This is a genomic window from Streptomyces sp. NBC_00490, assembly GCF_036013645.1.
In the GTDB taxonomy this organism is placed as follows: domain Bacteria; phylum Actinomycetota; class Actinomycetes; order Streptomycetales; family Streptomycetaceae; genus Streptomyces; species Streptomyces canus_F.
Map to the genome: position 1 here is coordinate 2239180 of NZ_CP107869.1, position 24886 is coordinate 2264065.

The 24886-nt window shown below is 69.0% G+C and carries 22 protein-coding genes, 1 rRNA gene and 1 riboswitch; of the genes, 7 read left to right on the forward strand and 16 right to left on the reverse strand.

From position 1 onward, the window contains the following. Window positions 1–25: 25 nt before the first annotated feature. The 3 genes from OG381_RS10085 to OG381_RS10095 are packed head-to-tail and all read right to left on the reverse strand — an operon-like array spanning window position 26 to window position 3150. Complete coding sequence (locus OG381_RS10085) at window positions 26–853, reverse strand: carbohydrate ABC transporter permease (protein ID WP_266832744.1); 828 nt, start codon at window positions 851–853, stop codon at window positions 26–28. After that, entirely contained in the window at window positions 850–1848 is a 999-nt protein-coding gene (locus OG381_RS10090) for a carbohydrate ABC transporter permease (protein WP_327715795.1), read from the reverse strand. Before OG381_RS10090 ends, OG381_RS10085 begins: the two co-directional genes overlap by 4 nt. A gap of 6 nt (window positions 1849–1854) precedes the next feature. Then, entirely contained in the window at window positions 1855–3150 is a 1296-nt protein-coding gene (locus tag OG381_RS10095) for an extracellular solute-binding protein (protein WP_327715796.1), read from the reverse strand. A gap of 1010 nt (window positions 3151–4160) precedes the next feature. Between OG381_RS10095 and OG381_RS10100 the strand changes: the two genes are divergently transcribed. After that, entirely contained in the window at window positions 4161–6119 is a 1959-nt protein-coding gene (locus OG381_RS10100; RefSeq protein WP_327715797.1) for an amino acid transporter, read from the forward strand. 139 nt (window positions 6120–6258) lie between these two features. Further along, entirely contained in the window at window positions 6259–6786 is a 528-nt protein-coding gene (locus OG381_RS10105; protein ID WP_327715798.1) for a hypothetical protein, read from the forward strand. On the opposite strand, the gene OG381_RS10110 is transcribed toward OG381_RS10105, so the two are convergent. Continuing rightward, window positions 6764–7360 carry a DUF1707 SHOCT-like domain-containing protein gene (locus OG381_RS10110; RefSeq protein WP_327715799.1) on the reverse strand — a complete coding sequence of 199 codons (597 nt, stop codon included), beginning with the start codon at window positions 7358–7360 and terminating at the stop codon, window positions 6764–6766. The two genes, OG381_RS10105 and OG381_RS10110, sit on opposite strands and share 23 nt — an antisense overlap. A 104-nt stretch (window positions 7361–7464) precedes the next feature. Here OG381_RS10110 and OG381_RS10115 point away from each other — a divergent pair, with 104 nt between their 5' ends. The 4 genes from OG381_RS10115 to OG381_RS10130 all read left to right on the forward strand — a co-directional run bounded on the left by OG381_RS10115 (window position 7465) and on the right by OG381_RS10130 (window position 10877). Further along, the gene (locus OG381_RS10115; protein ID WP_307033489.1) at window positions 7465–7860 is read left to right on the forward strand and encodes a TOBE domain-containing protein; all 396 of its coding nucleotides are present in this window, start codon (window positions 7465–7467) and stop codon (window positions 7858–7860) included. 179 nt (window positions 7861–8039) lie between these two features. Next, complete coding sequence (modA, locus tag OG381_RS10120) at window positions 8040–8867, forward strand: molybdate ABC transporter substrate-binding protein (protein ID WP_327715800.1); 828 nt, start codon at window positions 8040–8042, stop codon at window positions 8865–8867. After that, a complete protein-coding gene (locus OG381_RS10125; protein ID WP_327715801.1) occupies window positions 8864–9718 on the forward strand; it encodes an ABC transporter permease in 855 nt (284 codons plus the stop codon). Before modA ends, OG381_RS10125 begins: the two co-directional genes overlap by 4 nt. Window positions 9719–9770: 52 nt before the next feature. Then, on the forward strand, window positions 9771–10877 hold the full coding sequence (locus OG381_RS10130) for an ABC transporter ATP-binding protein (protein ID WP_327715802.1): 1107 nt from the start codon (window positions 9771–9773) through the stop codon (window positions 10875–10877). Window positions 10878–10938: 61 nt separating this feature from the next. On the opposite strand, the gene gcvP is transcribed toward OG381_RS10130, so the two are convergent. Further along, window positions 10939–13824: an aminomethyl-transferring glycine dehydrogenase gene (gene gcvP, locus OG381_RS10135; protein WP_327715803.1), complete on the reverse strand. Its 2886-nt coding sequence runs from the start codon at window positions 13822–13824 to the stop codon at window positions 10939–10941. Window positions 13825–13997: 173 nt separating this feature from the next. After that, window positions 13998–14094: riboswitch (glycine riboswitch) on the reverse strand. Between the two features lie 131 nt (window positions 14095–14225). Between gcvP and OG381_RS10140 the strand changes: the two genes are divergently transcribed. Continuing rightward, window positions 14226–14603: a PRC-barrel domain-containing protein gene (locus tag OG381_RS10140; RefSeq protein WP_327715804.1), complete on the forward strand. Its 378-nt coding sequence runs from the start codon at window positions 14226–14228 to the stop codon at window positions 14601–14603. A gap of 61 nt (window positions 14604–14664) precedes the next feature. Here the strand turns inward: OG381_RS10140 and OG381_RS10145 are convergent, their stop codons facing one another. The 11 genes from OG381_RS10145 to rrf form a co-directional block, all read right to left on the reverse strand. Further along, entirely contained in the window at window positions 14665–16026 is a 1362-nt protein-coding gene (locus tag OG381_RS10145) for a DNA polymerase IV (protein WP_327715805.1), read from the reverse strand. Window positions 16027–16083: 57 nt separating this feature from the next. Then, window positions 16084–16731 carry a MerR family transcriptional regulator gene (locus OG381_RS10150; RefSeq protein WP_327715806.1) on the reverse strand — a complete coding sequence of 216 codons (648 nt, stop codon included), beginning with the start codon at window positions 16729–16731 and terminating at the stop codon, window positions 16084–16086. A gap of 204 nt (window positions 16732–16935) precedes the next feature. Next, a complete protein-coding gene (locus OG381_RS10155; RefSeq protein WP_004002801.1) occupies window positions 16936–17409 on the reverse strand; it encodes a bifunctional nuclease family protein in 474 nt (157 codons plus the stop codon). A gap of 77 nt (window positions 17410–17486) precedes the next feature. Then, entirely contained in the window at window positions 17487–18224 is a 738-nt protein-coding gene (ftsR, locus tag OG381_RS10160) for a transcriptional regulator FtsR (protein WP_327715807.1), read from the reverse strand. Between the two features lie 45 nt (window positions 18225–18269). Further along, window positions 18270–19163, reverse strand: coding sequence for an FHA domain-containing protein (locus OG381_RS10165; RefSeq protein ID WP_095046465.1), 894 nt, complete (start codon window positions 19161–19163; stop codon window positions 18270–18272). A gap of 61 nt (window positions 19164–19224) precedes the next feature. Continuing rightward, window positions 19225–20058, reverse strand: a complete 834-nt coding sequence (locus tag OG381_RS10170; protein ID WP_327715808.1) for a DUF881 domain-containing protein — start codon at window positions 20056–20058, stop codon at window positions 19225–19227. A 5-nt stretch (window positions 20059–20063) separates the two neighbouring features. Then, complete coding sequence (locus OG381_RS10175) at window positions 20064–20396, reverse strand: small basic family protein (protein ID WP_003988855.1); 333 nt, start codon at window positions 20394–20396, stop codon at window positions 20064–20066. Beyond that, window positions 20393–21238: a DUF881 domain-containing protein gene (locus tag OG381_RS10180; RefSeq protein WP_327715809.1), complete on the reverse strand. Its 846-nt coding sequence runs from the start codon at window positions 21236–21238 to the stop codon at window positions 20393–20395. The genes OG381_RS10175 and OG381_RS10180 overlap by 4 nt, the downstream gene beginning before the upstream one ends. 168 nt (window positions 21239–21406) lie before the next feature. Then, on the reverse strand, window positions 21407–23902 hold the full coding sequence (locus tag OG381_RS10185; protein WP_327715810.1) for a mannose-1-phosphate guanyltransferase: 2496 nt from the start codon (window positions 23900–23902) through the stop codon (window positions 21407–21409). 112 nt (window positions 23903–24014) lie between these two features. Continuing rightward, complete coding sequence (locus OG381_RS10190) at window positions 24015–24623, reverse strand: CDP-alcohol phosphatidyltransferase family protein (protein ID WP_327715811.1); 609 nt, start codon at window positions 24621–24623, stop codon at window positions 24015–24017. 109 nt (window positions 24624–24732) lie between these two features. Then, window positions 24733–24849, reverse strand: a 5S ribosomal RNA gene (rrf, locus tag OG381_RS10195). Between the last annotated feature and the right edge of the window lie 37 nt (window positions 24850–24886).

A 24886-nucleotide genomic window follows, 5' to 3' on the forward strand; every position in this document is an offset into this window, starting at 1 on the left:
GAGCCGTACGGACGTCCGGCGCCGGTCATCCCTTCGTCGCGCCGGCGGTGAGGCCGCCGACGAGCTGGCGCTCGGCGACCGAGTAGAAGGCGAGGGCGGGGACCATCGCGAGGACGAGATAGGCGAAGACGCGGGCGTACTCCGCGGAGTACTGGCCCTGGAACTGCTGGACGCCGATGGGCAGCGTCCACCAGGTGTTGTCGGTGAACACCAGCAGCGGCAGCATGAAGTTGTTCCAGCTGGTGACGACGGCGAGCACCGAGACGGTGCCGAGCGCGGGCCGGGCCATGGGCAGCAGCACCCGCCAGAAGAAGCCGAAGGAGCTGCACCCGTCGAGGGTGGCCGCCTCCTCCAGTTCGCCGGGGATCTCCCGGAAGAAGGCGCGCAGGATGATGATGGTCATCGGCAGCCCGAACGCGGCCTGCGGCAGGATCACGCCCAGCGGGTTGTCGAGCAGACCGAGATAGCGCAGCAGCAGGAACAGCGGCAGGGCGGCCACCGCGAAGGGGAACATCAGCCCCATCGTGAAGAAGGTGAACAGCACCTCCCGGCCCCGGAAGGCGAACCGGGCGAAGGAGAAGGCGGCGAGCGCGGACACCGCGACGACGAGCACGGTCGTGGCGATCGCGATCAGCGTGCTGTTGCCGAGCAGCTTCCAGAAATCGCTGCCGCCGAGGATGTCGGTGTAGTTGCTCCCCAGCCAGCGCTTCGGCAGTCCGAAGGGGTTGCTGGAGAGCTCGTCGGTGGACTTGAAGCCGGACAGGACGGCGTACACCAGGGGGACGAGCATGACGACGCCGACGGCGACGAGGATGAGGTGCAAGGGCAACGTGCGGGCGTTCCTGCGGCTCATTTCCCGGCCCCCCTCATCGTGGTGGTGGCCCCTTCGAGGTCGCGGCGGAGCACGAACCGCTGGTAGGCGAGGGCGAAGACGAGGCAGATCCCGAACATGACCACGCTGATCGCGCTGGCGTAGCCGACCTGGTAGCGCTTGAAGCCGTACTGGAACATGGTCACGGCCATGGTCTCGGAGTGGTGGTCGGGGCCGCCCTGGGTGATCACCCACACCAGGTCGAAGAGCTGGATCGAGCCGATGACGGCCAGGAAGACGCTGATGCGGATGGTGGGCGCGAGCAGCGGCAGGGTGACGCTGCGGAAGCGCTGCCAGGCACTCGCACCGTCGATCAGCGCCGCCTCGGTCAACTCCCGCGGGACGGACTGGAGTCCGGCCAGCAGGAGCATCATGTGGAAGCCGAAGTACTTCCAGGTCATGACGATGAACAGGGTCGCCATCACATACGACTGATCGGCGAACCACTCGCCGCCGAGGCTGTCCAGGCCGATGCTGCCGAGGAGATGGTCGGCCAGACCGTCGTCCGGGGCGAACACCATGCTGAAGAGCACGCCGGTGATGGCCTCGGAGAGCACGTAGGGCGCGAAGAACAGCATCCGGTAGACGGCCCGGCCGCGCAGCCGCTGGTTGAGCAGGACCGCCATGGCGAGCGCGAACGGCAGCTGGATCGCGAGGGTGAGGACGACCAGGACGAGGCAGCGCCACAGGTCGCCGAGGAAGACCGGGTTGTCGAAGAGGTCGGTGAAGTTGTCGACGCCGACGTAGTCCTCGGGCATCCCGAAGCCGCCCCAGCGGAAGAAGGCGGCGTACAGCGCGAACAGCATCGGCAGCAGCACGAGCCCGGTGAAGAGGACCAGGGCGGGCAGCTGGAAGCCCATCGCCGTGAGCCAGTTGAGGGCGCGCCGCCGGGCCCGCCCCCGGGCCCTGACGGTGTCCGGGGGCGGGGGCTCGGCGCCGGCGCCGCTCCGCTTGTCTGCGAGGAACGTGGAGGTCATCGCCTGCTACTGCTCTTCCTTCGCGGACTTCGTGATCGACTGGGCGACCTGCTCGGGGGACTTGGAGCCGGCGATGAGCGCGGCCACGCTGTCGTTGACCTCCTGGCCGACGGCGGGGGCGTACGCCTGGTCGAGGTAGAGCTGGAAGCCGGTGGCGGCGTTCAACTGGGCCTGTACGGCCTTGATGTTGGGGTCGGTGATGGCGCTCTCGGCGCCGGGGACCACCGGGAGGGTGCCGGTCTTCTTGACCAGTTCCAGGTCGGTGGCCTCGGAGGCGAAGAACTTCAGGAAGTCGACGGCCGCCTGCGGGGCGTCCCGGCGCAGGGCGTGCCCACCGCCGCCGCCGAACACCTCGGTGATGGTGCCCTTGCCGCCCTCGACCGCGGGGAACGGGAAGAAGCCCAGGTCCTTCCCGAGGCCCTTGCCGGAGTCGGCCTGCACGTTCGGGGCCCACTGGCCCATGAGCTCCATGGCCGCCTTGCCGTTGCCGACGGTGGCCGCCTGGCCGGTCGGGGTGGAGTAGGCGGCGTTGAGGTAGCCCTTCTGGAACGGCTCCAGATCGACGAGGGTCTTGAGGTGGGCGCCCGCCTGGATGAACTCGGGGCCGGTGAAGTCCTTGTCGTCGTAGGCCTTCTGGAGGGCGCTCGCACCGGCGGTGCGCATCGCGAGGTAGGCCCAGTAGTACATGCCGGGCCACTTCTCCTTGCCGGCGAGCGCGATGGGGGTGATGTCCTTCGACTTCAGCTTGCTGACGGCTTCGAGGAACGCGCCCCAGGTGGTGGGGGGTTCGGTGATGCCGGCCTGCTTGAAGAGCGCCTTGTTGTACCAGAAGCCGATCATGCCGATGTCGAACGGGATGCCGTACACCTTGTCGTCGATGAGGTAGGCCTCCTTCGACACCTTCAGCAGACTGTCGGACCACGGCTTGGTCCGGTCGCTGAGGTCCTCGACGAGGCCCGCGTCGACCTGCTGCTTGAGGACGCCGCCGCCCCACGTGTGGAAGATGTCGGGGAGCTTCCCGGAGGCGATCAGTGCCGTCATCTTCGACTTGTAGGCGTCGTTCTCCAGCTGCACGATCTTCAGCTTGACCTTGGGGTTCTGAGCCTCGAACTTCTTGGCGAGGGCCGCCCAGACGCTCTTGGACGGCTCGGTGGTGGAGATGTTCCACCATTCGATGGTGGTCGTCCCGTCGGACGACCCCTCATCATCCGAGTCACCGCAGCCACTCAGTGCGGTCATGCCCAGACCGGCCGCGGCGGACGCCGCCAGGAAGCCGCGGCGGGACAGTGCCGGGTCGCCCATGGTGTGCTCCTTGGGTACGGGACGGGCGTCTGCGCCCGTCCGCTGGACCGAAAGTTTCGGAGTTGATCCAGAAAGGTTCGTTGATGCCGCACCCTAGAGACAGCTGCCAAACGGTGGCAACCCCTTGTACGCAGTGAATCTGAGGCCGACTTCCCCGGTGTCCGGGCCGCCCGGCACCGATCGGCCCGGACCGAGAGTTTCCGACGCTTTCCGGAACCACGGCTGCGGCTCGGGCACAAGGCCGGGGCCGCCTGCGCGAACTCCCGACTCCACCGCCCGCAGCGCGAACACGGCCGCCTCGCCCCCGGCGACCTCGTTGTGGCAGTGATGTGCTTCATGGGTCCCAGCCGGGCCACGAACCGGCAGTCGTGCCGCCCAACTACACCGGGGTCAGGAACGTCTCGCGGCCCAGCACAGGGAGGACGGGAAGTACCCGCGCGGACGGGTCTCGGCTCGGTCGGGGCCCGACCTGTCCGGCACCTCCAACTGCCCCTTCCGGCAGAGGACGTTGACGAGGCACAGCAGCCCTCCCCCGTCCGGCACGGACTCGGCCGGGAAGGAACCTCCGATCACAGAATTGCCGTACGTCCGCATGTGCGGCAGCCCCTTCGAGCGTCGCCCAAGGCGAAACATTCGGATGATCTGGCGAACGTTACGGAGTGGCACTGTAGGTGGCCACGGGGCCGGCGACAAGACACCGGGGCCCCAGCCCCACGCCCCCGCCGCGGATGCCGTCCCGCCAGGAATCGCTCCGCGCGCAGACGTACGACATGACGCTGAGTGTCCGCTGCCGCCGCCCCGCCCCCCTCAGCCCTCACTCCGACGCGATCCCCCGAAACAGTCCCTACGCTCCCCACTTGCGGTGCGCGAACCTCCCCGAAGCCAGTCTTAACGGAAGCTTGACGCCCCCAGCCCTCTCATCCATGGGCCCTGACGTCACTCTCCGCTTACGCTGATGCGGCCGTCCAGCTGATGGCCGGAACCGTACGCTGAGCCGCACAGGAGCCCCGATGGCCACCACCGAACACGCGCCGCCCAGTCGGCTGCGCGCCTGGATGCTGGAAGGCCTGTCCGACATGGGCAAGGGCGACCACGGCCGGCCGGCCCGGCCCACGGAGCCCCAGCCGGAGCCGGAGGGCCGGGCGTGGTGGCGGGTCATGTGCCTCACCGGCGTCGACTACTTCTCGACCCTCGGCTACCAGCCCGGCATCGCGGCCCTCGCGGCCGGTCTGCTCTCCCCGATCGCGACCATCGTCCTGGTGATCGTGACCCTGGCGGGCGCGCTGCCCGTGTACCGCCGCGTGGCCGAGGAGAGCCCCCACGGCCAGGGCTCGATCGCAATGCTGGAGCGCCTGCTCACCTTCTGGAAGGGCAAGCTCTTCGTCCTCACCCTGCTCGGCTTCGCCGCCACCGACTTCCTGATCACCATCACCCTGTCGGCCGCCGACGCCTCGACCCACCTCGTCGAGAACCCGCACCTGAACAGTGCCCTGCACGACCAACAGCTGCTGATCACCCTCATCCTGGTCGCCCTGCTCGGCGCGGTGTTCCTCAAGGGCTTCCTGGAGGCGATCGGCGTCGCGGTCGTCCTGGTCGGCATCTACCTCGCGCTCAACGTCGTCGTCGTGCTCGTCGGCCTCTGGCACGTCATCACCGCCGAACACGTGGTCACCGACTGGTCGACCGCCCTGACCAACGAGCACGGCAACGTCTTCGTGATGATCGGCGTGGCCCTGATCGTCTTCCCCAAGCTTGCCCTCGGCCTCTCCGGCTTCGAGACCGGCGTCGCCGTCATGCCGCACGTCAAGGGCGACCCCGGCGAGACCGAGCAGAACCCGGCCGGCCGGATCCGCGAGACGAAGAAGCTGCTCACCACCGCCGCCGTGATCATGAGCTGCTTCCTGATCGCCACCAGCTTCATCACCACGCTCCTGATCCCGGAGAAGGAGTTCGAGTCCGGCGGCCAGGCCAACGGCCGCGCCCTCGCCTTCCTCGCCCACAAGTACCTGGGTGGCGCCTTCGGCACGGTCTACGACGTCTCGACGATCGCCATCCTCTGGTTCGCCGGCGCCTCCGCGATGGCCGGCCTGCTGAACCTGATGCCGCGCTACCTGCCCCGCTACGGCATGGCCCCGCACTGGGCCAGGGCCGTCCGCCCGATGGTCATCGTCTTCACCCTGATCGCCTTCCTGGTCACCTGGATCTTCGACGCCGACGTGGATGCCCAGGGCGGCGCCTACGCCACCGGCGTACTGGTCCTGATCATCTCCGCCGCGATCGCGGTGACCATCGCCGCCCGCAAGGCAGGCCAGCGCAACTGGACCATCGGCTTCGCCGTCATCTCGGCGGTGTTCCTCTACACCACGGTCGTCAACGTCATCGAGCGCCCGGACGGCGTGAAGATCGGCGCCTGCTTCATCGCCGGCATCATCCTGGTCTCCCTGCTCTCCCGCCTGGCCCGGGCCTTCGAGCTCCGCGTGACGAGCGTGACGCTCGATCCCATGGCGGAACGTTTCATCAGAGACATCGCCAGCCGCAAGATCCGCTTCATCGCCAACGAGCCCGACCAGCGCGACAAAGCCGAGTACCGGGACAAGATCGAGCAGATCCGCGAGGACAACGACATCCCCGGCCAGGAGGACTTCGTCTTCGTGGAGGTCACGGTCCTGGACCCCTCCGAGTTCGAGGCGGGTCTGACGGTGCGCGGGGAGGTCCTCCACGACCGCTACCGCATCCTGACGCTGGAGTCCTCCTCGATCCCCAACGCCCTGGCCGCGCTGCTGCTCCACGTCCGCGACACGACGGGCTGCACCCCCCACATCTATTTCGAATGGACCGAGGGCAATCCCTTCGCCAACTTCCTCCGCTTCCTCCTCTTCGGCCAGGGCGAGGTGGCCCCCGTCACCCGAGAGGTCCTCCGCGAGGCAGAACCGGACAGGGACCGCCGCCCGAGGGTGCACACGGGCTGACGTACGTACGAAAAGTCCGGATGCCCACACCACACCGGCACGCGCACTGCCAGAGAAATCGCGTCAATCTTCAACGGAACGACGTCAGAGCACCGTCAGTGGCGGCACACCCACCCCGGTCCCGCCCTACCGTCGACTCATGCGACCGAGCGGACGGAGCAACCCCCCACCCACGGCCGACGACCGCCACTGGCGCGGCACCGTCCGGCTGGCGGCGGGCCTCGCCCTCACCTTCGGCGCCCTGACCCTGTTCGTCGACTGGGACATGGGCACCGTGACCCTCACCCGGGCCCTGCTCTGGCTCACCCTGTCCGCGACGGTCTTCGCGGTCCTCTTCCCCCAACGCATCACCGCGGGACCCGGCTGGCTGGAAGTACAGGGCCTCGCAGGCCACCACCGGGTCCACACGGACGCCCTGGTATCGGTACAGCTCTACGGCCGGATCTCCTCGCATCTGATCCTCCGCGACACCCACGGCAACCGCCTGGAGTGCGACCCCCGTGTCCTGATCGCCAATCCCTTCCTCTGGCACGAACTGGACACGGGGGTACGCCACTCGCTCGAACACGGCACTCTGCGCCAGAGCACGGACGCCCTGCGCCACCTCGGCCGGGAGATCGACGACGAGAGCGCCCTGTCGGTGCTCAGGGCGTCCGGGATCTCCTGAGGAACCCGCGCCGACCCCGGGCCACGACCTTGCCGTATCTCAGCCGCCCGCCGACCTCCACGCGCAGCACGACAGGCGTGCCGGAGTCACCGGCGGGACGCGTCTTCACCTGGGCGTACTCGACGACGAGCGAGTCGGTCTCCACCACGACGCCGGGCCGCGTGACCAGCCGCAGCGTCCCGCCCCGCATGTCGAGGTCGACATGGAGCGTGTCGTACGTGATCACCGCGTCGGTGAAGTCGAGCGTCACGTCACCCCAGGAGGACTGGACCTCCAGCCGCCGGGGTACCGCCCACCCGTCGCCGCGCACGGCCGAACCGCCCTGCTGCTCGATCCGGACGACGTCCTTGACCTCGCCGGCCGCGTCCGCCGGAAGGTCCGCCGTCAGCCCGGCCAGCTCCCCCAGGGTGCGCGCGGACAGGGCGACCTCCAGTCGCTCGTCCAGTTCCTCTGCGGTCAGCCGGCCGTCCCCCGCCGCGATACGCAGCGTGTCCACCACCCGCTCCCGGTCCGCATGCGAGGCCCTCAGCCCGACCGGTGCGCCCCCGCCACCCCGCGCCAACTCACCCGACATGCCCTCACTCCGATCCCCGATGCCGAACTAAAGCTATATCGCGTTATACCCAACGCTCAACCCCGCACCCTCCGTTCCCCGTTGCTGCCCCTATCGTGATCCGCATGCAGTCGTACACGATCGGCCAGGCGGCCCGACTCCTGGGCGTGAGCCCCGACACCGCGCGCCGCTGGGCGGACGCGGGCCGGATGACGACCCACCGCGACGAGGCCGGGCGCCGGCTCATCGACGGCCGGGACCTGGCCGCGTTCTCCGTCGAGCTGGCCAGGGGCGACACCGGCGACGAGGAGCCGTCGTACACCTCGGCCCGCAACGCCTTCCCCGGCATCGTCACCGCGATCAAGCTCGGTGACGTCGCCGCCCAGGTCGAGATCCAGGCCGGCCCGCACCGCCTGGTCTCCCTGCTGACCCGCGAGGCCGTCGAGGAACTGGGCCTGGAGGTCGGCATGGAGGCCACGGCCCGCGTGAAGTCGACAAACGTGCATATCGACCGCACCTGAGCCCCCTCCAGGCTTCTCAGACCCGGGTAGTCCCGTAGCAACGCACATGCGACCCCAATCCGCGATGCACCTAGTTCATGCGATGCGACAGAGGACTCATGCCTTGCATATGCGGCAGTATCATCGCCGCAGGATCTTCGGCAGGCCCCTGTCTGAAGCACGTAGAGGAGTAGACCGTGATGACCCGTTCCGCTCGCCGGACCCGTCGCACCCGCCGCACCCTGCGGCTGGCCGGTGCCGGAGCCGCCGCGCTGCTGGCCCTGACCGCCTGCTCCTCCTCGGACTCCGACTCCGCGGACTCCGGCACCTCGGCCTCCGGGTCGACGAAGCCGTCCGGCACGGTGAACGTCTTCGCCGCGGCCTCCCTGAAGGAGAGCTTCACGACCCTGGGCAAGGAGTTCGAGGAGGCGCATCCCGGCACTGAGGTCACCTTCAACTTCGGCGGCAGCGACACCCTGGCCGCCAGCATCACGAACGGGGCCGGTGCCGACGTGTTCGCCGCCGCCAGCCCGAAGACGATGAAGATCGTCACGGACGCGGGGGACGCCACGGGCACGCCCGCCACCTTCGTCCGCAACCAGCTGGAGATCGCCACCCTGCCGGGCAACCCGGACAACATCTCCTCCCTCAAGGACCTCACCGAGTCCGGCCTGAAGGTCGTGCTGTGCGACGCGGAGGTGCCGTGCGGTGCCGCCGCCCGGAAGGCCCTCGACGCCGGCGGCCTCGCGCTCACCCCCGTCTCCTACGAGCAGGACGTCAAGAGCGCGCTGACGAAGGTCGAGCTCAAGGAGGCCGACGCCGCGGTGGTCTACAGGACCGATGTGAAGGCCGCGGGTGACAAGGTGGAGGGCGTGGACTTCCCCGAGTCGGCCGACGCCATCAACGACTACCCGATCGCCCTGCTCAAGGACGCCCCCAACGCCACCGCGGCGAAGGCGTTCATCGAGCTGGTCCGGTCCGCCGAGGGCCAGAAGGTCCTGACCGCGGCCGGGTTCCTCAAGCCGTGACGTCCCTCGGCGGGACCGGCGCCGCGGACACCCTCAAGGGCGGTCCGCGACGCCGCCGCGGCCGGCAGCCGTTCAAGGGCGTACCGCTGCCCCTCCTCATCCCGGCCCTGCTGGGCCTGGCGTTCCTGATCCTCCCCCTGGTGGCCCTGCTGGTCCGGGCCCCCTGGAGCACCCTCCCGGAACAGCTGACCAGCGCCGAGGTGTGGCAGGCGCTACGCCTGTCCCTGGTGTGCGCCACGGCCGCGACCGCCCTCAGTCTCCTGATCGGCGTCCCCCTGGCCTGGCTCCTGGCCCGCACCGACTTCCCCGGCCGCGGACTGGTCCGCGCCCTGGTGACCCTGCCACTGGTCCTGCCTCCGGTGGTGGGCGGCGTGGCCCTCCTGATGGCCCTGGGCCGCAACGGCATCGTGGGCCAGTGGCTGGACTCCTGGTTCGGCGTGACGCTCCCCTTCACCACGGCAGGGGTCATCGTCGCGGAGACCTTCGTGGCGATGCCGTTCCTGGTCATCAGCGTGGAAGGCACTCTGCGCGCGGCGGACCCCCGCTACGAGGAGGCGGCCACCACTCTGGGCGCCTCCCGCTTCACGGCCTTCCGCCGGGTGACCCTCCCCCTGATCGCGCCGGGCATCGCGGCCGGCGCGGTCCTCGCCTGGGCCCGGGCTCTGGGCGAGTTCGGCGCCACGATCACCTTCGCCGGCAACTTCCCCGGCCGCACCCAGACCATGCCCCTCGCGGTCTACCTGGCCCTCCAGAGCGACCCGGCAGCGGCGATCGCCCTGAGCCTGGTGCTCCTGGCGGTATCGATCGCGGTACTGGCGGGCTTGCGGGACCGCTGGATGACGGCGTCGTGATGAACACGGCTGGATGTCGGTCCGCCGACGAGCATCTCTGGACGAAGATCTGATGAAGAACCCCCGCCCCACAGCCGCCGACGGCGCCAAGTCCCCACAGGGGCCATCCGCACCTGGCACCAACGGCCTCCACGCCCATCTGATCGTCACCCACCCCACCTTCCACCTCGACATCACCCTCACAGCAGCCCCCGGCGAGGTGGTGGCCCTCCTCGGTCCCAACGGCGCGGGCAAGACCACCGCCCTGCGCGCCCTCGCCGGCCTCACTCCCCTCACCGCCGGCCACCTGCGTCTCGACGGCACCGACCTGGACCGCACGCCCCCCGAATCCCGCCCCGTCGGCGTCGTCTTCCAGGACTACCTCCTCTTCCCCCACCTCACGGCCCTGGACAACATCGCGTTCGGCCCCCGCTGCCAGGGCGCGACAAAGGCGGAGGCCCGCCGGCAGGCGACCGAGTGGCTGGCCCGCATGGGCCTCGGCGACCACGCCACAGCCAAACCCCGCAGCCTCTCCGGCGGCCAGGCCCAACGCGTCGCCCTGGCCCGCGCCCTGGCCACCCATCCCCGCCTGCTCCTCCTCGACGAGCCCCTCGCCGCCCTGGACGCCCGCACCCGCCTGGAGGTCCGCTCCCAACTCCGCCGTCACCTGGCCGACTTCGAGGCGGTCGCCGTCCTGGTCACCCACGACCCCCTGGACGCGATGGTCCTGGCCGACCGCCTGGTCGTGATCGAGCAGGGACAGGTCGTCCAGGAGGGCACCCCGTCCGACATCGCCCGCCACCCCCGTACGGACTACATCGCCCAGCTCGTGGGCCTGAACCTCTACAAGGGCCGGGCAGAAGGCCACACGGTCCACCTGGAGGCCGGCCCCGACATCACCACCACCGAGGACCTCGCAGGAGAGGCCTTCGTCGCGTTCCCCCCGTCCGCCGTGACCCTCTACCGCGACCGCCCCACCGGCTCCAGCGCCCGTAACCTCTGGCGCTGCGAAGTGGCCGGCCTGGAGACCCACGGCGACCAGATCCGCGCGGACCTCACCGGCGAACTCCCCCTCGCCGCGGACCTCACCACGGTCGCCGCGGCCGAACTCGACCTGCACCCGGGCGCGGAGATCTGGGCCACGGTCAAGGCGACGCAAACACACGCGTACCCGGCGTAAACGCCGCCCGGCACCAAAAAGATGGGCCCCGCCGAAAGCGGGGCCCATCTCGACAACCGGCTCAGTCCTCGTAGGCGTCCATCGGCGGGCAGGAGCACACCAGATTCCGGTCACCGTAGGCCTGGTCGATCCGGCGCACCGGCGGCCAGTACTTGTCCGCGACCGACACCCCGGCCGGGAACACGGCCTCTTCGCGCGTGTACGCGTGCTCCCACTCCCCGCCGAGCGCCCGAGCGGTGTGCGGCGCGTTGCGCAGCGGGTTGTCGTCCGCGGGCCACTCGCCGGCGCCGACCTTCTCGATCTCCCCGCGGATCGCGATCATCGCGTCGCAGAACCGGTCGAGCTCGATCAGGTCCTCGGACTCGGTCGGCTCGATCATCAGCGTCCCCGCCACCGGGAACGACATCGTCGGCGCGTGGAAGCCGTAGTCGATGAGCCGCTTGGCGACGTCGTCGACGCTCACTCCGGTCGCCTTGGTCAGCGGTCGCAGATCGATGATGCACTCGTGCGCGACCAGCCCTCCAGGCCCGGTGTACAGCACGGGGTAGTGCGGTTCGAGCCGCTTGGCGATGTAGTTGGCACCGAGGACCGCCACCTGCGTGGCGCGCTTGAGCCCTTCACCGCCCATCAGCCGGACGTACGTCCACGAGATCGGCAGTATCCCCGCGGATCCCCACGGCGCGGCCGAGATCGGCCCGACACCCGTCTCCGGCCCGGCGGCCGGCTGCAGCGGGTGGTTGGGCAGATACGGCGCCAGGTGCGCACGCACACCGACCGGCCCGACGCCCGGACCGCCACCGCCGTGCGGGATGCAGAAGGTCTTGTGCAGGTTCAGGTGGGAGACGTCCCCGCCGAAGTGGCCCGGCTTGGCAAGCCCCACCAGGGCATTGAGGTTGGCACCGTCGACGTACACCTGCCCGCCGGCCTCGTGGACCTGCGCACAGATGTCGGCGACGTGCTCCTCGAACACACCGTGCGTCGACGGGTAGGTGATCATCAGCACCGACAGCTCGTCGCGGTACTGCTCGATCTTCGCCCGCAGGTCCTCGACGTCGATCTCGCCGTCCCCGGCGGTCTTCACGACGACGACCTTCATCCCGGCCATCACGGCACTGGCGGCGTTGGTCCCATGGGCGGAGGACGGGATCAGACACACGGTCCGCTGCTCGTCACCGTTGGCCCGGTGGTATCCGCGTACGGCGAGCAGTCCGGCCAGCTCACCCTGCGACCCGGCGTTGGGCTGGAGCGACACCTTGTCGTATCCGGTGACCTCTGCGAGGCGCTCCTCCAGCTCACGGATGAGCGTGAGGTAGCCCTGCGCCTGCTCGGCGGGCGCGAAGGGGTGCAGCTGCCCGAACTCGGGCCAGGTGACCGGCTCCATCTCGGTGGTCGCGTTGAGCTTCATGGTGCAGGAGCCCAGCGGGATCATGCCGCGGTCGAGCGCGTAGTCCCGGTCGGCGAGCCTGCGCAGGTAGCGCAGCATCGCCGTCTCGGAGCGGTACTGGTGGAAGACCGGGTGCGCGAGGAACTCGTCGCTCCGCAGCAGCGCGTCCGGCACAGCCTCCTCGGTGACCGCATCGAGCGCCTCGACGTCGCCCTCGACCCCGAACGCCGACCATACGGCGCTCAGCTGGGCCCGCGTGGTCGTCTCGTCGCAGGAGGCGGAGACCCGGTCGGCGTCCACGAGGTGCAGGTTGACGCCGTTCTCGCGCGCGGCGGCGACGACGTCGGCCGCCCTGCCCGGCACCCGGGCGGTCACAGTGTCGAAGTAGGCGCCGTGCACGACCTCGACACCACCGGCGGTGAGCCCCGCGGCGAGGATGCCGGCGTAGCGGTGGGTGCGCCGCGCGATGTCCTTCAGCCCCTCGGGCCCGTGGTAGACGGCGTACATCCCGGCCATCACGGCGAGCAGCACCTGCGCGGTGCAGATGTTGCTGGTCGCCTTCTCCCGGCGGATGTGCTGCTCACGGGTCTGCAGGGCCAGCCGGTACGCCTTGTGCCCGTCGACGTCCACGGACACACCCACGAGCCGCCCGGGAAGGCTGCGCGCGAACTTCTCGCGCACCGCCATGTAGCCGGCGTGCGGCCCGCCGAAGCCCATCGGCACACCGAAGCGCTGTGTGGTGCCGACCGCGATGTCGGCCCCGAGCTCACCGGGCGACTTCAGCAGCGTCAGCGCGAGCAGGTCCGCGGCGACGGTGACCAGTGCTCCGAGCTCGTGCGCCTGCTCGATCAGAGGCTGTATGTCCCGTACGGCACCGGAGGCGCCGGGGTACTGGACGAGCACGCCGTTGATCTCACGACCGGCGACGTCGGCCGGAATGCCGTCGCTGAGGTCGGCGACCACGACCTCCACGCCGGTCGGCTCGGCACGGGTCTCGATCACGGCGATGGTCTGCGGAAGCGCGTCCGCGTCGACCAGGAACAGCCCCTTCTTGTTCTTGCCCATACGCCGGGACAGGGACATCGCCTCGGCGGCCGCCGTGCCCTCGTCGAGCAGCGAGGCACCGGAGGTGGGCAGTCCGGTCAGTTCGGCGACCATGGTCTGGAAGTTGAGCAGAGCCTCGAGCCGTCCCTGGGAGATCTCGGGCTGGTACGGCGTGTAGGCGGTGTACCAGGCCGGGTTCTCCATGACATTGCGCAGGATGACGGGCGGCGTGAAGGTCCCGTAGTACCCGAGCCCGATCATGGAGCCGAGCACCTGGTTCCGATCGGCGAGCGAGCGAAGCTCGGCAAGCACCTCGGCCTCGGTGCGGGCGCCGGGCAGGTCGAGGTCATCGGCGTTCTTGATCACATCCGGCACCGCGGCGGCGGTGAGCTCGTCCAGCGAGCCATAGCCGACGTGCGCGAGCATCTTGGCCCGCGCCTCCTGGTCGGGCCCTATGTGGCGCTGCTCGAAGGGGATCCCCTGCTCGAGCTCGGTGAGCGGAGTGCGGTGGGCGGTCATTACGGAGGCCTCCTGGTCTGACACGACCTGCGAGGGGCACCACGGCACGGGTACCCGGACGGCCTCCCCCTCTGTCATCTCAACCTGAGAGCTTCACCGGGCGCCCGAGAGCTCCCGGCTTTCACCGTCGGTGAGAGCGGAAGCCGTACTCCCGCCCTGCTTTCCAGAGTGGCCTCGTCCATGCGGTACGTGTGCCTGAGAGATTCCGGGGAGGATTTGCTCCTTCGGCGCCTCCGAACGGTGTCCGGAGGACTCTCCCGCACAGGGTCGGCAGCCACTTGTCAGCCTAGCAGCGAGGCCGTCGCGGATCCCTCGAGCTCCCCTCGAGTGGCCACCTCCCCCAATGTGCTCTTTCGTAGTGCTTACGGATGAGCTGCGAGCCGCGACCTAGTGGAGGGCCCGTGCAGACCGACATCGATCCTCGGAACCTGATCGGCCGCAAGGCCTTCGACCGCAACGGCACCAAGATCGGCACGATCGACGAGGTCTACCTCGACGACGCCACCGGCGTACCGGAATGGGCGGCCATACGCACCGGCCTCTTCAGCAGGGACGCCTTCGTCCCCCTGGAGCCCAGCGAACTCCTCGAGGGCAGCCTCCGGGTCCCTTTCGAACGGGCCCTGATCAAGGACGCCCCGGACTTCGGCGTAGGCCGTCACCTCTCCCCCGAACAGGAACTCCAGCTCTACCACCACTACGGCCTGGACGTGGCCCCGGCGCCCCCCTTCCCGGACCGGGACTTCGGCAGGCTGGCAGGCACGGAGGACGCGGAAGCCTGATTCAGCGACGCACGAAGGGCTGGGGAGGGACGCACCGCAGGCTCACGAAACCGACAGGCGTTCAGCCCCCACTGGAGCCACCCGCACACACAACCGGCACCAACGGCAACGGCTCGGCCACCACCAACGCGGGATCCTCCACCGAAAACGTCCGGACCCGCCCCGGCTCGGAATCCGGCGTCTCGAACCTCACGGTCACCCTCCCCAGCCCGCTGCCCTGCACCCACCCATGCCCGAACTCGTCGTGCCGCACATCGTGCCCCGAGACCCACCGCCGCTCGACCGGAACCACCGGCGACTCCTCGGCCACCTCGTCCCGCTGCTCCTCCTCCGCAAGCTCGGCACGCTCCCCCGCGGCCTGGGCGAAGAGATCCTCCTGCGTGTAGTCGGCGAGCCCGCTCACCCCGACCCCCAGCAGCCGCACCCCACCCGTCGTGTCCACGGAGTCCAGCAACCGCGCCGCGGCCTCCCGCACCACCGCCACGTCATCGGTCGGCCCCCGCAACGTCTCGGACCGCGTCAACGTGGAGAAGTCGTACCGCCGCACCTTCAGCACGATGGTCCGCCCCGACAGCCCGGCCTCCCGCAGCCTCCGCACACACCGATCCGCCAGCCGCTGCACCTCCAGCCCCACCCGCAGCCGGTCATGGATGTCCACGTCATACGTGTCCTCGACCGACACGGACTTGGTCTCCCGCTCGGCCACCACGGGCCGCTCGTCGTACGCCATCGCCATCGCGTACAGCCCGTGTCCATGGGCCTTGCCCAACAGCCGTACGAGCTCGTCCTCGCCCGCCTCCGCGATCTCGTCGACCGTGTGGATACCGGCCCGCCGCAGATGGTCCCCCGTCGCCGGCCCCACCCCTGGCAGGATCCGCACCGACTTGGGCCCCAGCAGCGCCCGCTCGGTCCCCGGCTCGATCCGCGCCAGCCCGTCCGGCTTGGCCTGCTCTGAGGCGATCTTCGCGAGCATCTTGGACGCGGCCAGCCCCACCGACCCCGTGAGCCCCGTGACGGCCCGTATGTCGGCGCGGAGCTTGATCGCGGCCAGCCGCGCCGACTCCTCGTCCCAGGCCGTCCCCCCGGCCTCCAGATCCACGAACGCCTCGTCGAGGCTGAGAGGCTCCACCAGCGGCGACAGCGCCCGCAGCAGCCCCATCACCTGCTCACTGATCGACCGGTAGAACCCGAAGCGCGGCACGAGGTACGCGGCGTTCGGCGCGAGCCGCCGGGCCTGGGCCATGGGCATCGCGGAATGGACACCGAACACCCGGGCCTCGTACGACGCCGTGGCCACCACCCCACGCGGCCCGAGCCCGCCCACCACGACGGCCTTGCCTCGCAGGCTCGGCTTGGACGCCTGCTCCGCCGAGGCGAAGAAGGCATCCATGTCGAGATGCAGGATCGTGGGCGCGGTTCTCACATGTCCGATGCTGCCCTACGCCACTGACAATGCCCCGCCGCAGGTGGGGAGCGGCCCTCAGACCGCCCGGTTGCGCCGCCGCGCCAGCTCGTCCGCCGGGTTGTGCCCGACGAGGGTCTCCCCGGTGTCGATCCGCTCCCCGTGCAGCTGCGACAGCGCGCTCTCGACATCCCGCCACACGACGCCCACGGCGATGCCGAAGACACCCTGACCGCCCTGGAGCAGCGCGTGCACCTCGTCCGGCGAGGTGCACTCGTAGACCGTGGCACCGTCGCTCATGAGCGTCATGCGCTCCAGGTCCCGGAACCCGCGCTCACGCAGGTGCAGCACGGCGGTGCGGATGTTCTGCAGCGACACCCCGGTGTCGAGGAACCGCTTGACGATCTTCAGGACGACGACGTCCCGGAAGCTGTAGAGGCGCTGTGTCCCCGACCCGTGGGCGGGCCGCACGCTCGGCTCCACGAGCCCGGTGCGCGCCCAGTAGTCCAGTTGGCGGTAGGTGATGCCGGCGGCCGCACAGGCCGTCGGACCGCGGTAGCCGATCTCCTCGGACGCCATGGACGTCGCCCCTCCGCCGCTGCTCGGCACGACCGCCGGTCGCTGCGGAGCGTGGTCGGCCGCGTTGCTGTGAAGCGGGTACGGGCCGCTCGCCCCCGGACTGCGTCCGGGAGCACCCCCAGCCGTACCGTCGCCGCTGCTTCTCACGCCGACCTCCGTCCTTGACCTGCCTTCTCGACGGTAGGCAGTCGCCCGGGGTGCGTCAACGATCGCCACACTCGGCACGCCGGGTGATAATCACCCTAGGAGTGGTTTCCCGTGCCCCACCGCGGGGAAAGGCTAGCCGAATGCGCTCGGGACGGGCCGCAGGACGCTCTCACTCGCCGCTGGCAAATGCCGGCATTTCAGTGGTCACTGGCTGCTGGTGCCGAAGTCCTCGGGTGAGATCTGGTCGAGGAACTCGCGGAACTTCTCCACCTCGTCCTCCTGCTCGTCCGGGATGGCGATGCCGGCGTCGTCGAGCACACCGTCGCTCCCGTAGATCGGCGTCCCGGTGCGCAGCGCCAGCGCTATGGCATCGGAGGGCCGGGCACTCACCTCGACTCCACTGGCGAAGACCAGCTCCGCGTAGAAGACGCCCTCACGCAGATCCGTGATGCGTACTTCGGTGAGCTCCTGACCGACGGCTTCCAGCACGTCCTTGAACAGGTCGTGGGTCAGCGGTCGTGCGGGGGCCATGCCCTGCTGGGCGAAGGCGATAGCCGTCGCCTCCCCCGGCCCGATCCAGATCGGGAGGTAGCGGTCGCCTCCCACTTCACGCAGGAGCACGATCGGTTGGTTGGAGGGCATTTCGACCCGGACACCTACGACATCGAGCTCGTTCACACAGCAACCCTAGGCCGTGCCCGGGACGTTTGGGTAGTCGGGCAGGAAACGGGGGACGGATCCGGCGCGCGTGGCCCTCAGGGCAGCCGCACACCGAGGGCGGTCTGCACCAGCGCCGCATGCAGTTTCACCGTGAGCCCCGCCAGTTCCTTCGTACGGGCTTCCGCGTGCGCCCGCGTCTGCGGATTGCGGTGCCGCCTCAACGGGGCCACCACCTGGTCCACCAGGCCGGCCTCCCGGTCGGCGGCGGCCTTCATCGCCCGCAGATGCCTCGGCTCGATCCCGAACCGCCCCAGCTCGACGACGAGCGCCGCCACAGTGACCGTCTCGGCGTCGTAGGCCCCGTCCGGCAGCGCGGCGATCAACCCGTACGACTCCCACTCCTCGAGCTCCCGCTCGCCGATGTCGGCCGCGACCATCAGCTCGGCCCGCCCGATCCGTACGGAGGTGGGCGCCTCGAAGGTGTCGGGCAGCGCCTCGCCGTCCCGCTGACGCCCCACGACGGGCAGCGCGACGGCCTCGCCCCGCGCCATCGCGTCCAGGTGCTCCCGGATCACTTTGAGCGGCAGGTAGTGGTCCCGCTGCATCCTCAGCACGTGTGCGAGGCGCTCGACGTCCTCCGGGCTGAACTTGCGATAACCCGAGGGGGTCCGCCGCGGCTCGATGAGCCCCTCCGACTCCAGGAAGCGGATCTTGGAGATGGTGACTTCGGGGAACTCGTCACGCAGCGCGTTCAGCACCGTGCCGATGCTCATCAGCCCACTGTCCGCGGCGGCGGCACCGTCCCGGGCACCGCCGCTCGGTGTTTGAAGCATGGACCTTCCCTGGGGGTGTCCCCCCGGACGGAGCCCGGGGGCGGGTCAGTAGCCCCGCTGGCTCGCGTAGAAGACCAGCCGGTACTTGCCGATCTGCACCTCGTCGCCGTTGTGCAGCGGCACCGAGTCGATCCGCTCACGGTTCACGTACGTGCCGTTGAGGCTGCCGACGTCGGCGACGGTGAACGAGCCGTCCGGCTGGCGACGGAACTCCACATGCCGGCGCGACACGGTCACGTCGTCCAGGAAGATGTCGCTCTGCGGATGACGTCCGGCCGTGGTCAGTTCGCCGTCCAGCAGGAATCGGCTGCCCGAGTTCGGACCGCGGCGCACCACCAGGAGCGCGGAGCCCAGCGGCAGCGCGTCGACGGCCGCCTGTGCCTCCGGGGAGAGCATGGGCATCTGCGTCTGGCCGGTGACCTCGGCGTCGTAGGCCTCGAGACCGGAGATGGAGATCGTGGAGGTCGTCTCCGACGGGCGCTCGGGCGTCCCCCGCAGTGGCGCACCACAGTTGGAGCAGAAGCGGCTGTTCTCCGCGTTGCGGTTACCGCACCTCGTACACACCAGGGCCGACATGGAAAACTCTCCACCCGTACTCGAGGTTGACGGTTGCCCGAAACCTATGCCGCCGGACTGCGCAGGGTCAACCGACGGCGCGCCCTGACCTCCGGGAACGTCGCCGCCCAGCTGGTCCCGGAACAGCGGGCGCTGGCCCTCCGCGTCGGGCTGTGCGCGATGACGAGCGGTCGCGTTCGCGTTGTCGCTACCCTCTCGCGCGCTCTTGCCGAACAACTTCGCAAACAACTTCACGGGCGATTCCCCTTGACCGAAACAGACCCGCCCGTGGGGCAGGACGAACCCTGATTGCATACACCGGCCGACCCGGACATCCTCACAACGTCCGTATCCACCTGACAGTTTCCACCACGCACCACCCAATCGGTGCGCCGACCCCCCGCAACCTCATGCCCTGGCCGGACGGCGCCCATGCACCCGCGGTTCACCGGGAGGACGACCGAGCGTAGTCAGGCTGCTTCGCCGCTCGCAAGGCGTCCACGACGATCTTGGTCGACCGCTCGACGGTAACGGTGGCCTGCTCCTTCTCAAGAGTCTGCACCACGCCTCCAGGAATGTTGAGCGCCGGTTCGAGATCCTGCGGCTTGCCGATGACCTTGAAACGATAGGGGGCGTTGATCTTGTTCCCGTCGACGCTCACGCTGTTGCCCGAGTCGGTCAGATAGGTGCCCGCGACCACGCGTACGCCGTTCACCTGGATCGCCTCGGCACCGGCCGCACGCAGCTCCTGGATCGCGTCGAGCAGCATGTCCGCCTCGACCGTCCCCTTCGTGTCGTCGATGGTCATCGTGATGCCGGGCCCCTGCGCGGCCACCGTGCCCGCCAGGATCCCCAGCTGCCTCTCCTTCTCCAGCGTCTGCTTGCGGGCCTCCTCGGCCTGGTCCGAACTGTTCTCCAGCTCGTCACGCTGCTTCTCGAGGCCCGCCTTCTCGTCTTCAAGACGCTGAGTACGGTCATCCAGTTCATCGAGGATGCGAACAAGATCTTCCTGACGCGCGCCGCGCAGAGCGCTGTCCCCGTCGCTGTTGGACGCCACCTGGACGGCCAGACCGAAGCCGAGGCCGAACAGCAGCAGGGCGACGATGAGTTGGGCCCGGGTCACCCGCGGCGGCCACAGGCCCTGCGCCAGCCGCTGGCGGCCCGTGAGCCCGGGTTCCTGGTCCCCGGCCGGTTCGGCGGCCTCGGCGTCCGTCGAGGGCACCTCCTCGGGCAGCTCCTTGCGCAGCCTGTTCCCCGACGGCTCTTCCTGGTTGCTCATCGGCCTCACGCCCGGAACACGTGTCGGCGGATGGCCGCGGCATTGGAGAAGATGCGGATGCCGAGGACGACCACGACACCCGTGGACAGCTGCGCCCCCACGCCCAACTTGTCACCCAGGAACACGATGAGCGCGGCGACGACCACGTTGGACAGGAACGACACCACGAAGACCTTGTCGTCGAAGATGCCGTCGAGCATGGCCCGCAGTCCGCCGAAGACGGCATCCAGCGCCGCCACGACGGCGATCGGCAGATAAGGCTCGACGACCGCCGGAACCTCGGGCCGGACCAACAGGCCGGCCACGACTCCCACGACGAGGCCCAGTACGGCGATCACGATGTGCCCTTCTCACTTTTCTCGATCTTCGGCTGTGCTGTACGCACAATCACACTCGGCGCTGCGGGCAGCCGGAGGTCGCCCTCCGTGGAGATGCTCGTCCGGATGCCGTAGTTCTCCTGCAGGGCGTGCAGATACAGCCCGTCGGCGCTGTTCTGGAACGTGGTGCTGAGCCGCTGCCCGTCCCCCACCGCGAGCACCGTGTACGGCGGTACCAGCGGCCTGTTGTCGACCAGTATCGCGTCACCCGCGGCCCTGATCGCCGACAGCGCGGTCAGCCGCTGCCCGTTGATGGAGACGGCCTCGGCGCCCGACTCCCACAGTCCGTTGACCACGCGCTGCATGTCCCGGTCCCGCACCCGCCCGGTGTCGGAGAACCCGGAGGTCTCTCGCGGCCCGCCGTCGCCGCCTGTGCTGGCTGCCTTGGCGTCGTTCACGACCAGCTTCACCCCGGGACCGTGCACCGCGATGGCTCCCGACAGAATGCCCACCAGGTCCGCCTGGCCGCTGCCGCCGCTGTCCCTGAGCGCCTGTCGCTGGCGCGCGCTCACGTCGTCGCGCAGCTCGTCGACGCCGTCCTCGAGCTTGTCCGCCGCGTCGGTCTCACGGTCGATGCGGTCGATGAGCTCCTCGCGCTCCTTGGCCACGACGGGCGCCGCAACCCGCGCCTGCGCCGCCCCGACGGTCACGACCAGCGCGGCGAGTACCAGCCCGCCGGCCAGCCCGAGCTTCGCCCGGAGCGTCTTCGGCATACCGCTGTCGCCCGCGGCCTTCTTCCGGGTGGCCGCCTCCGCGTACCCGTCGTCGAGGCTGTGGTCCATGACGTTGGTGAGCAGCGACATGGACGCGTCCGGACGAGAGGGGCGCGTAGGGGCGCTCCGAACGGGGGGCTGCTGCGGCATGCCGCACATCGTCGCACGTCGCGCCCACTACCTCCGAATGGCCCCACCGACGTGCCGGACAGGCCCCCTTGGGGACACCTGTCCGGCACGCACGCGTGCTGCGTTCTCTCAGCGGCCGGCGCTGTCCACGACCGCCGCCCACTCGTCGAGCAGCGCCTGCGCGGACGCGTCGTCCGGCCCTTCCGCCCACAAATGGGTGACGGCTTCGGCCGGGTCGGGCAGGACCATGACCCACCGCCCGTCGGTCTCCACGACCCGCACACCATCAGTCGTGTCGACGAAGCGATCCCCGGCGGCCTCCACGACCCGCCGCATCACCAGACCCTTGACCGCCCACGGAGTCGCCAGATCCCGCTTGAGCACATGCGCGCGCGGAATCCGCGCATCGATCTGGCTGAGGGTCAACTGCGTCCGCGCCACCAGCCCGATGAGCCGTACGAACGCCGCCGTACCGTCAAACACACCGCTGAACTCCGGCACGATGAAGGCACCCTTGCCGTCACCGCCGAAAATGGTCGAGTCGTCCCGCCCGACCCGTGTCAGGTCGTCGGGCGACGTGGTCGTCCACTCCACCTGTGTGCCGTGGTAGGCCGCCACCTGCTCGGCGATCCTCGTAGTCGTCACCGGCAACGCCACGCGTCCACTACGACGCTCCGCCGCCACGAGATCCAGCATGACGAGCAGCGCCCGATCGTCCTCGATGATCCGGCCCTTCTCGTCGACCAGCGACAGCCGCTCGCCGACCGGGTCGAAGCGCACGCCGAACGCGGCCCGCGACGACGCCACGATCTCACCGAGCCGCACCAGCCCCGACCGCCGCACATCCGCCGTCTCCGTCGGCCGCGACTCGTCCAGACCGGGATTGACGGTCAGCGAGTCCACACCGAGCTTCCCGAGCAGACTGGGCAGCACCAGCCCCGCACTGCCGTTCGACGCGTCGACGACGACCTTCAGGCCGGACTCGGCGACCCCCGTCGTGTCCACGTTCCGCAGCAGCGATCCGGTGTACGAATCGAAGACACTGGCCGGGAAGTGCAGATCCCCGATCTCACCGGGGAACGCACGTCGGTACTCCTGCCGCGCGAACACCCGGTCCAGCTTCCGCTGACTGCCCTGCGACAGGTCGGCACCGCGCCCGTCGAAGAACATGATGTCGACGGAGTCCGGCACCCCGGGCGTGGTCCGGATCATGATCCCGCCCGCACTGCCCCGCGCGGTCTGCTGCCGGGCAACGGGCAGCGGTACGTTCTCCAGGTCCCGTACGTCGATGGCGCTGGCCTGGAGAGCGGAGATGACCGCCCGCTTCAGCGCACGCGCACCACGGGAGTGGTCGCGGGCCGTGGTGACGGTGGAGCCCTTCTTCAGCGTCGTCGCGTAGGCGCCGGCGAGGCGTACGGCGAGTTCGGGCGTGATCTCCACGTTCAGGATGCCGGACACCCCGCGGGCGCCGAACAGATGCGCCTGGCCCCTGGACTCCCAGATGACCGAGGTGTTGACGAAGGCGCCGGCCTCGATGGTCTTGAACGGGTAGACCTTTACATTGCCCTGCACGATCGATTCTTCACCGATGAGGCACTCGTCGCCGATGACGGCGCCGTCCTCGATCCGGGCCGCACGCATGACGTCGGTGTTCTTCCCGACGACACAGCCCCGCAGATTGCTCTGCTGCCCGACGTACACGTTGTCGTGCACGACCGCCTTGTGCAGGAAAGCCCCGCTCTTCACGACCACGTTGGAGCCCACGACGGTGTGCTCCCGGATTTCGGCGCCGGCCTCGACCTTGGCGTAGTCGCCGATGTACAGAGGGCCGCGGAGAACGGCATCCGGATGCACCTCGGCACCCTCGGCCACCCACACGCCGGGCGAGAGCTCGAAGCCGTCGATCTCGACGTCGACCTTGCCCTCCAGGACATCGGCCTGCGCCTTCACATAGCTCTCGTGGGTACCGACGTCCTCCCAGTACCCCTCGGCCACGAAGCCGTAGATCGGCTTGCCTTCCTTCATCAACTGCGGGAAGACATCGCCGGACCAGTCGACGGGCACATCGGCTTCGACATAGTCGAAGACTTCGGGCTCCATCACATAGATACCGGTGTTCACCGTGTCGGAGAAAACCTGGCCCCAGGTCGGCTTCTCAAGGAAACGCTCGACCTTTCCTTCCTCGTCGACGATGGTGATGCCGAATTCCAGAGGATTGGGCACGCGCGTCAGACAGACAGTGACCAGCGCGCCCTTCTCCTTGTGGAAATTGATCAGCTCGGTGAGGTCGAAGTCGGTCAGGGCATCGCCGGAGATAACAAGGAAAGCATCGTCCTTCAACGCCTCTTCGGCGTTCTTGACGCTTCCGGCGGTACCGAGTGGCTTCTCCTCATTGGCATAGGAGAGCTCCATCCCGAGCTCTTCGCCGTCACCGAAGTAGTTCTTGACCAGAGAGGCCAGGAACTGGACAGTTACGACGGTCTCGTTGAGACCATGCCTTTTGAGCAGCCGAAGCACGTGCTCCATGATCGGGCGGTTCACCACCGGCAGGAGCGGCTTGGGCATGCTTGAGGTCATGGGGCGAAGGCGTGTGCCTTCACCTCCGGCCATCACGACGGCCTTCATGTCGGAAGCGTCCTCCTCTAAAAGACGACGGTCTAGCCGACTTCACCCGCACTGATTGTCCCGCACTTTCTCGTCGCGGGCCATCGAGCCGCTGTCGGCCGCGCCTATCGGTTCAATCGGCCATGGTGTCCGCACGGACGAGGCGGCGGACTTGTACCACGTAGAGAACTCCTGCCCACCAGTACAGGGTTGTACCCCATCCGGCGAACGCCCATCCGAAAATAGCAGCGAGTGACGGGAGCCAGCCACTTCCGTCACTGAGCAGCAGGAGCGGGAAGGCGTACATCAGGTTGAACGTGGCAGCCTTGCCCAGGAAGTTCACCTGCGGAGGCGGATAGCCATGGCGTCTCAGGATGCCCACCATCACCAGCAGGACGAGTTCACGCGCCAGAAGTGCAGCGGTCAACCAGATTGGAAGAATCTCACGCCAGGTGAGACCGACCAAAGTAGAGAGAATGTAGAGCCGGTCTGCCGCGGGATCCAGGAGCCGGCCGAGACTGCTGATCTGGTTCCAACGCCGTGCGAGCTTGCCGTCCAGGTAGTCGCTGACTCCGCTGAAGGCCAACACCAGAAGGGCCCAGCCGTCACTCTGAGGGCCTCCGAACTCGGGCCTGAGAATCAGCCACAGGAAGACAGGCACGCCAACGAGGCGCGCCATGCTGAGGATGTTGGGGATGGTGAGGACTCGTTCCGTCTGGACGCGAGTCTCCTGGACCTCCACCCGGGGGCCTCCTGTGGGAAACGTGCCAACGATGCCCCCTGACCCTACCTCAACGCAAAAAAGCTCTGGCTCCTGGGCGGTATGCCCAAGAGCCAGAGCTATAAAAGGAGTTCGGCGGTGTCCTACTCTCCCACAGGGTCCCCCCTGCAGTACCATCGGCGCTGTAAGGCTTAGCTTCCGGGTTCGGAATGTAACCGGGCGTTTCCCTCACGCTATGACCACCGAAACACTATGAAACTGTCGAACAATGCCGCACCACACCC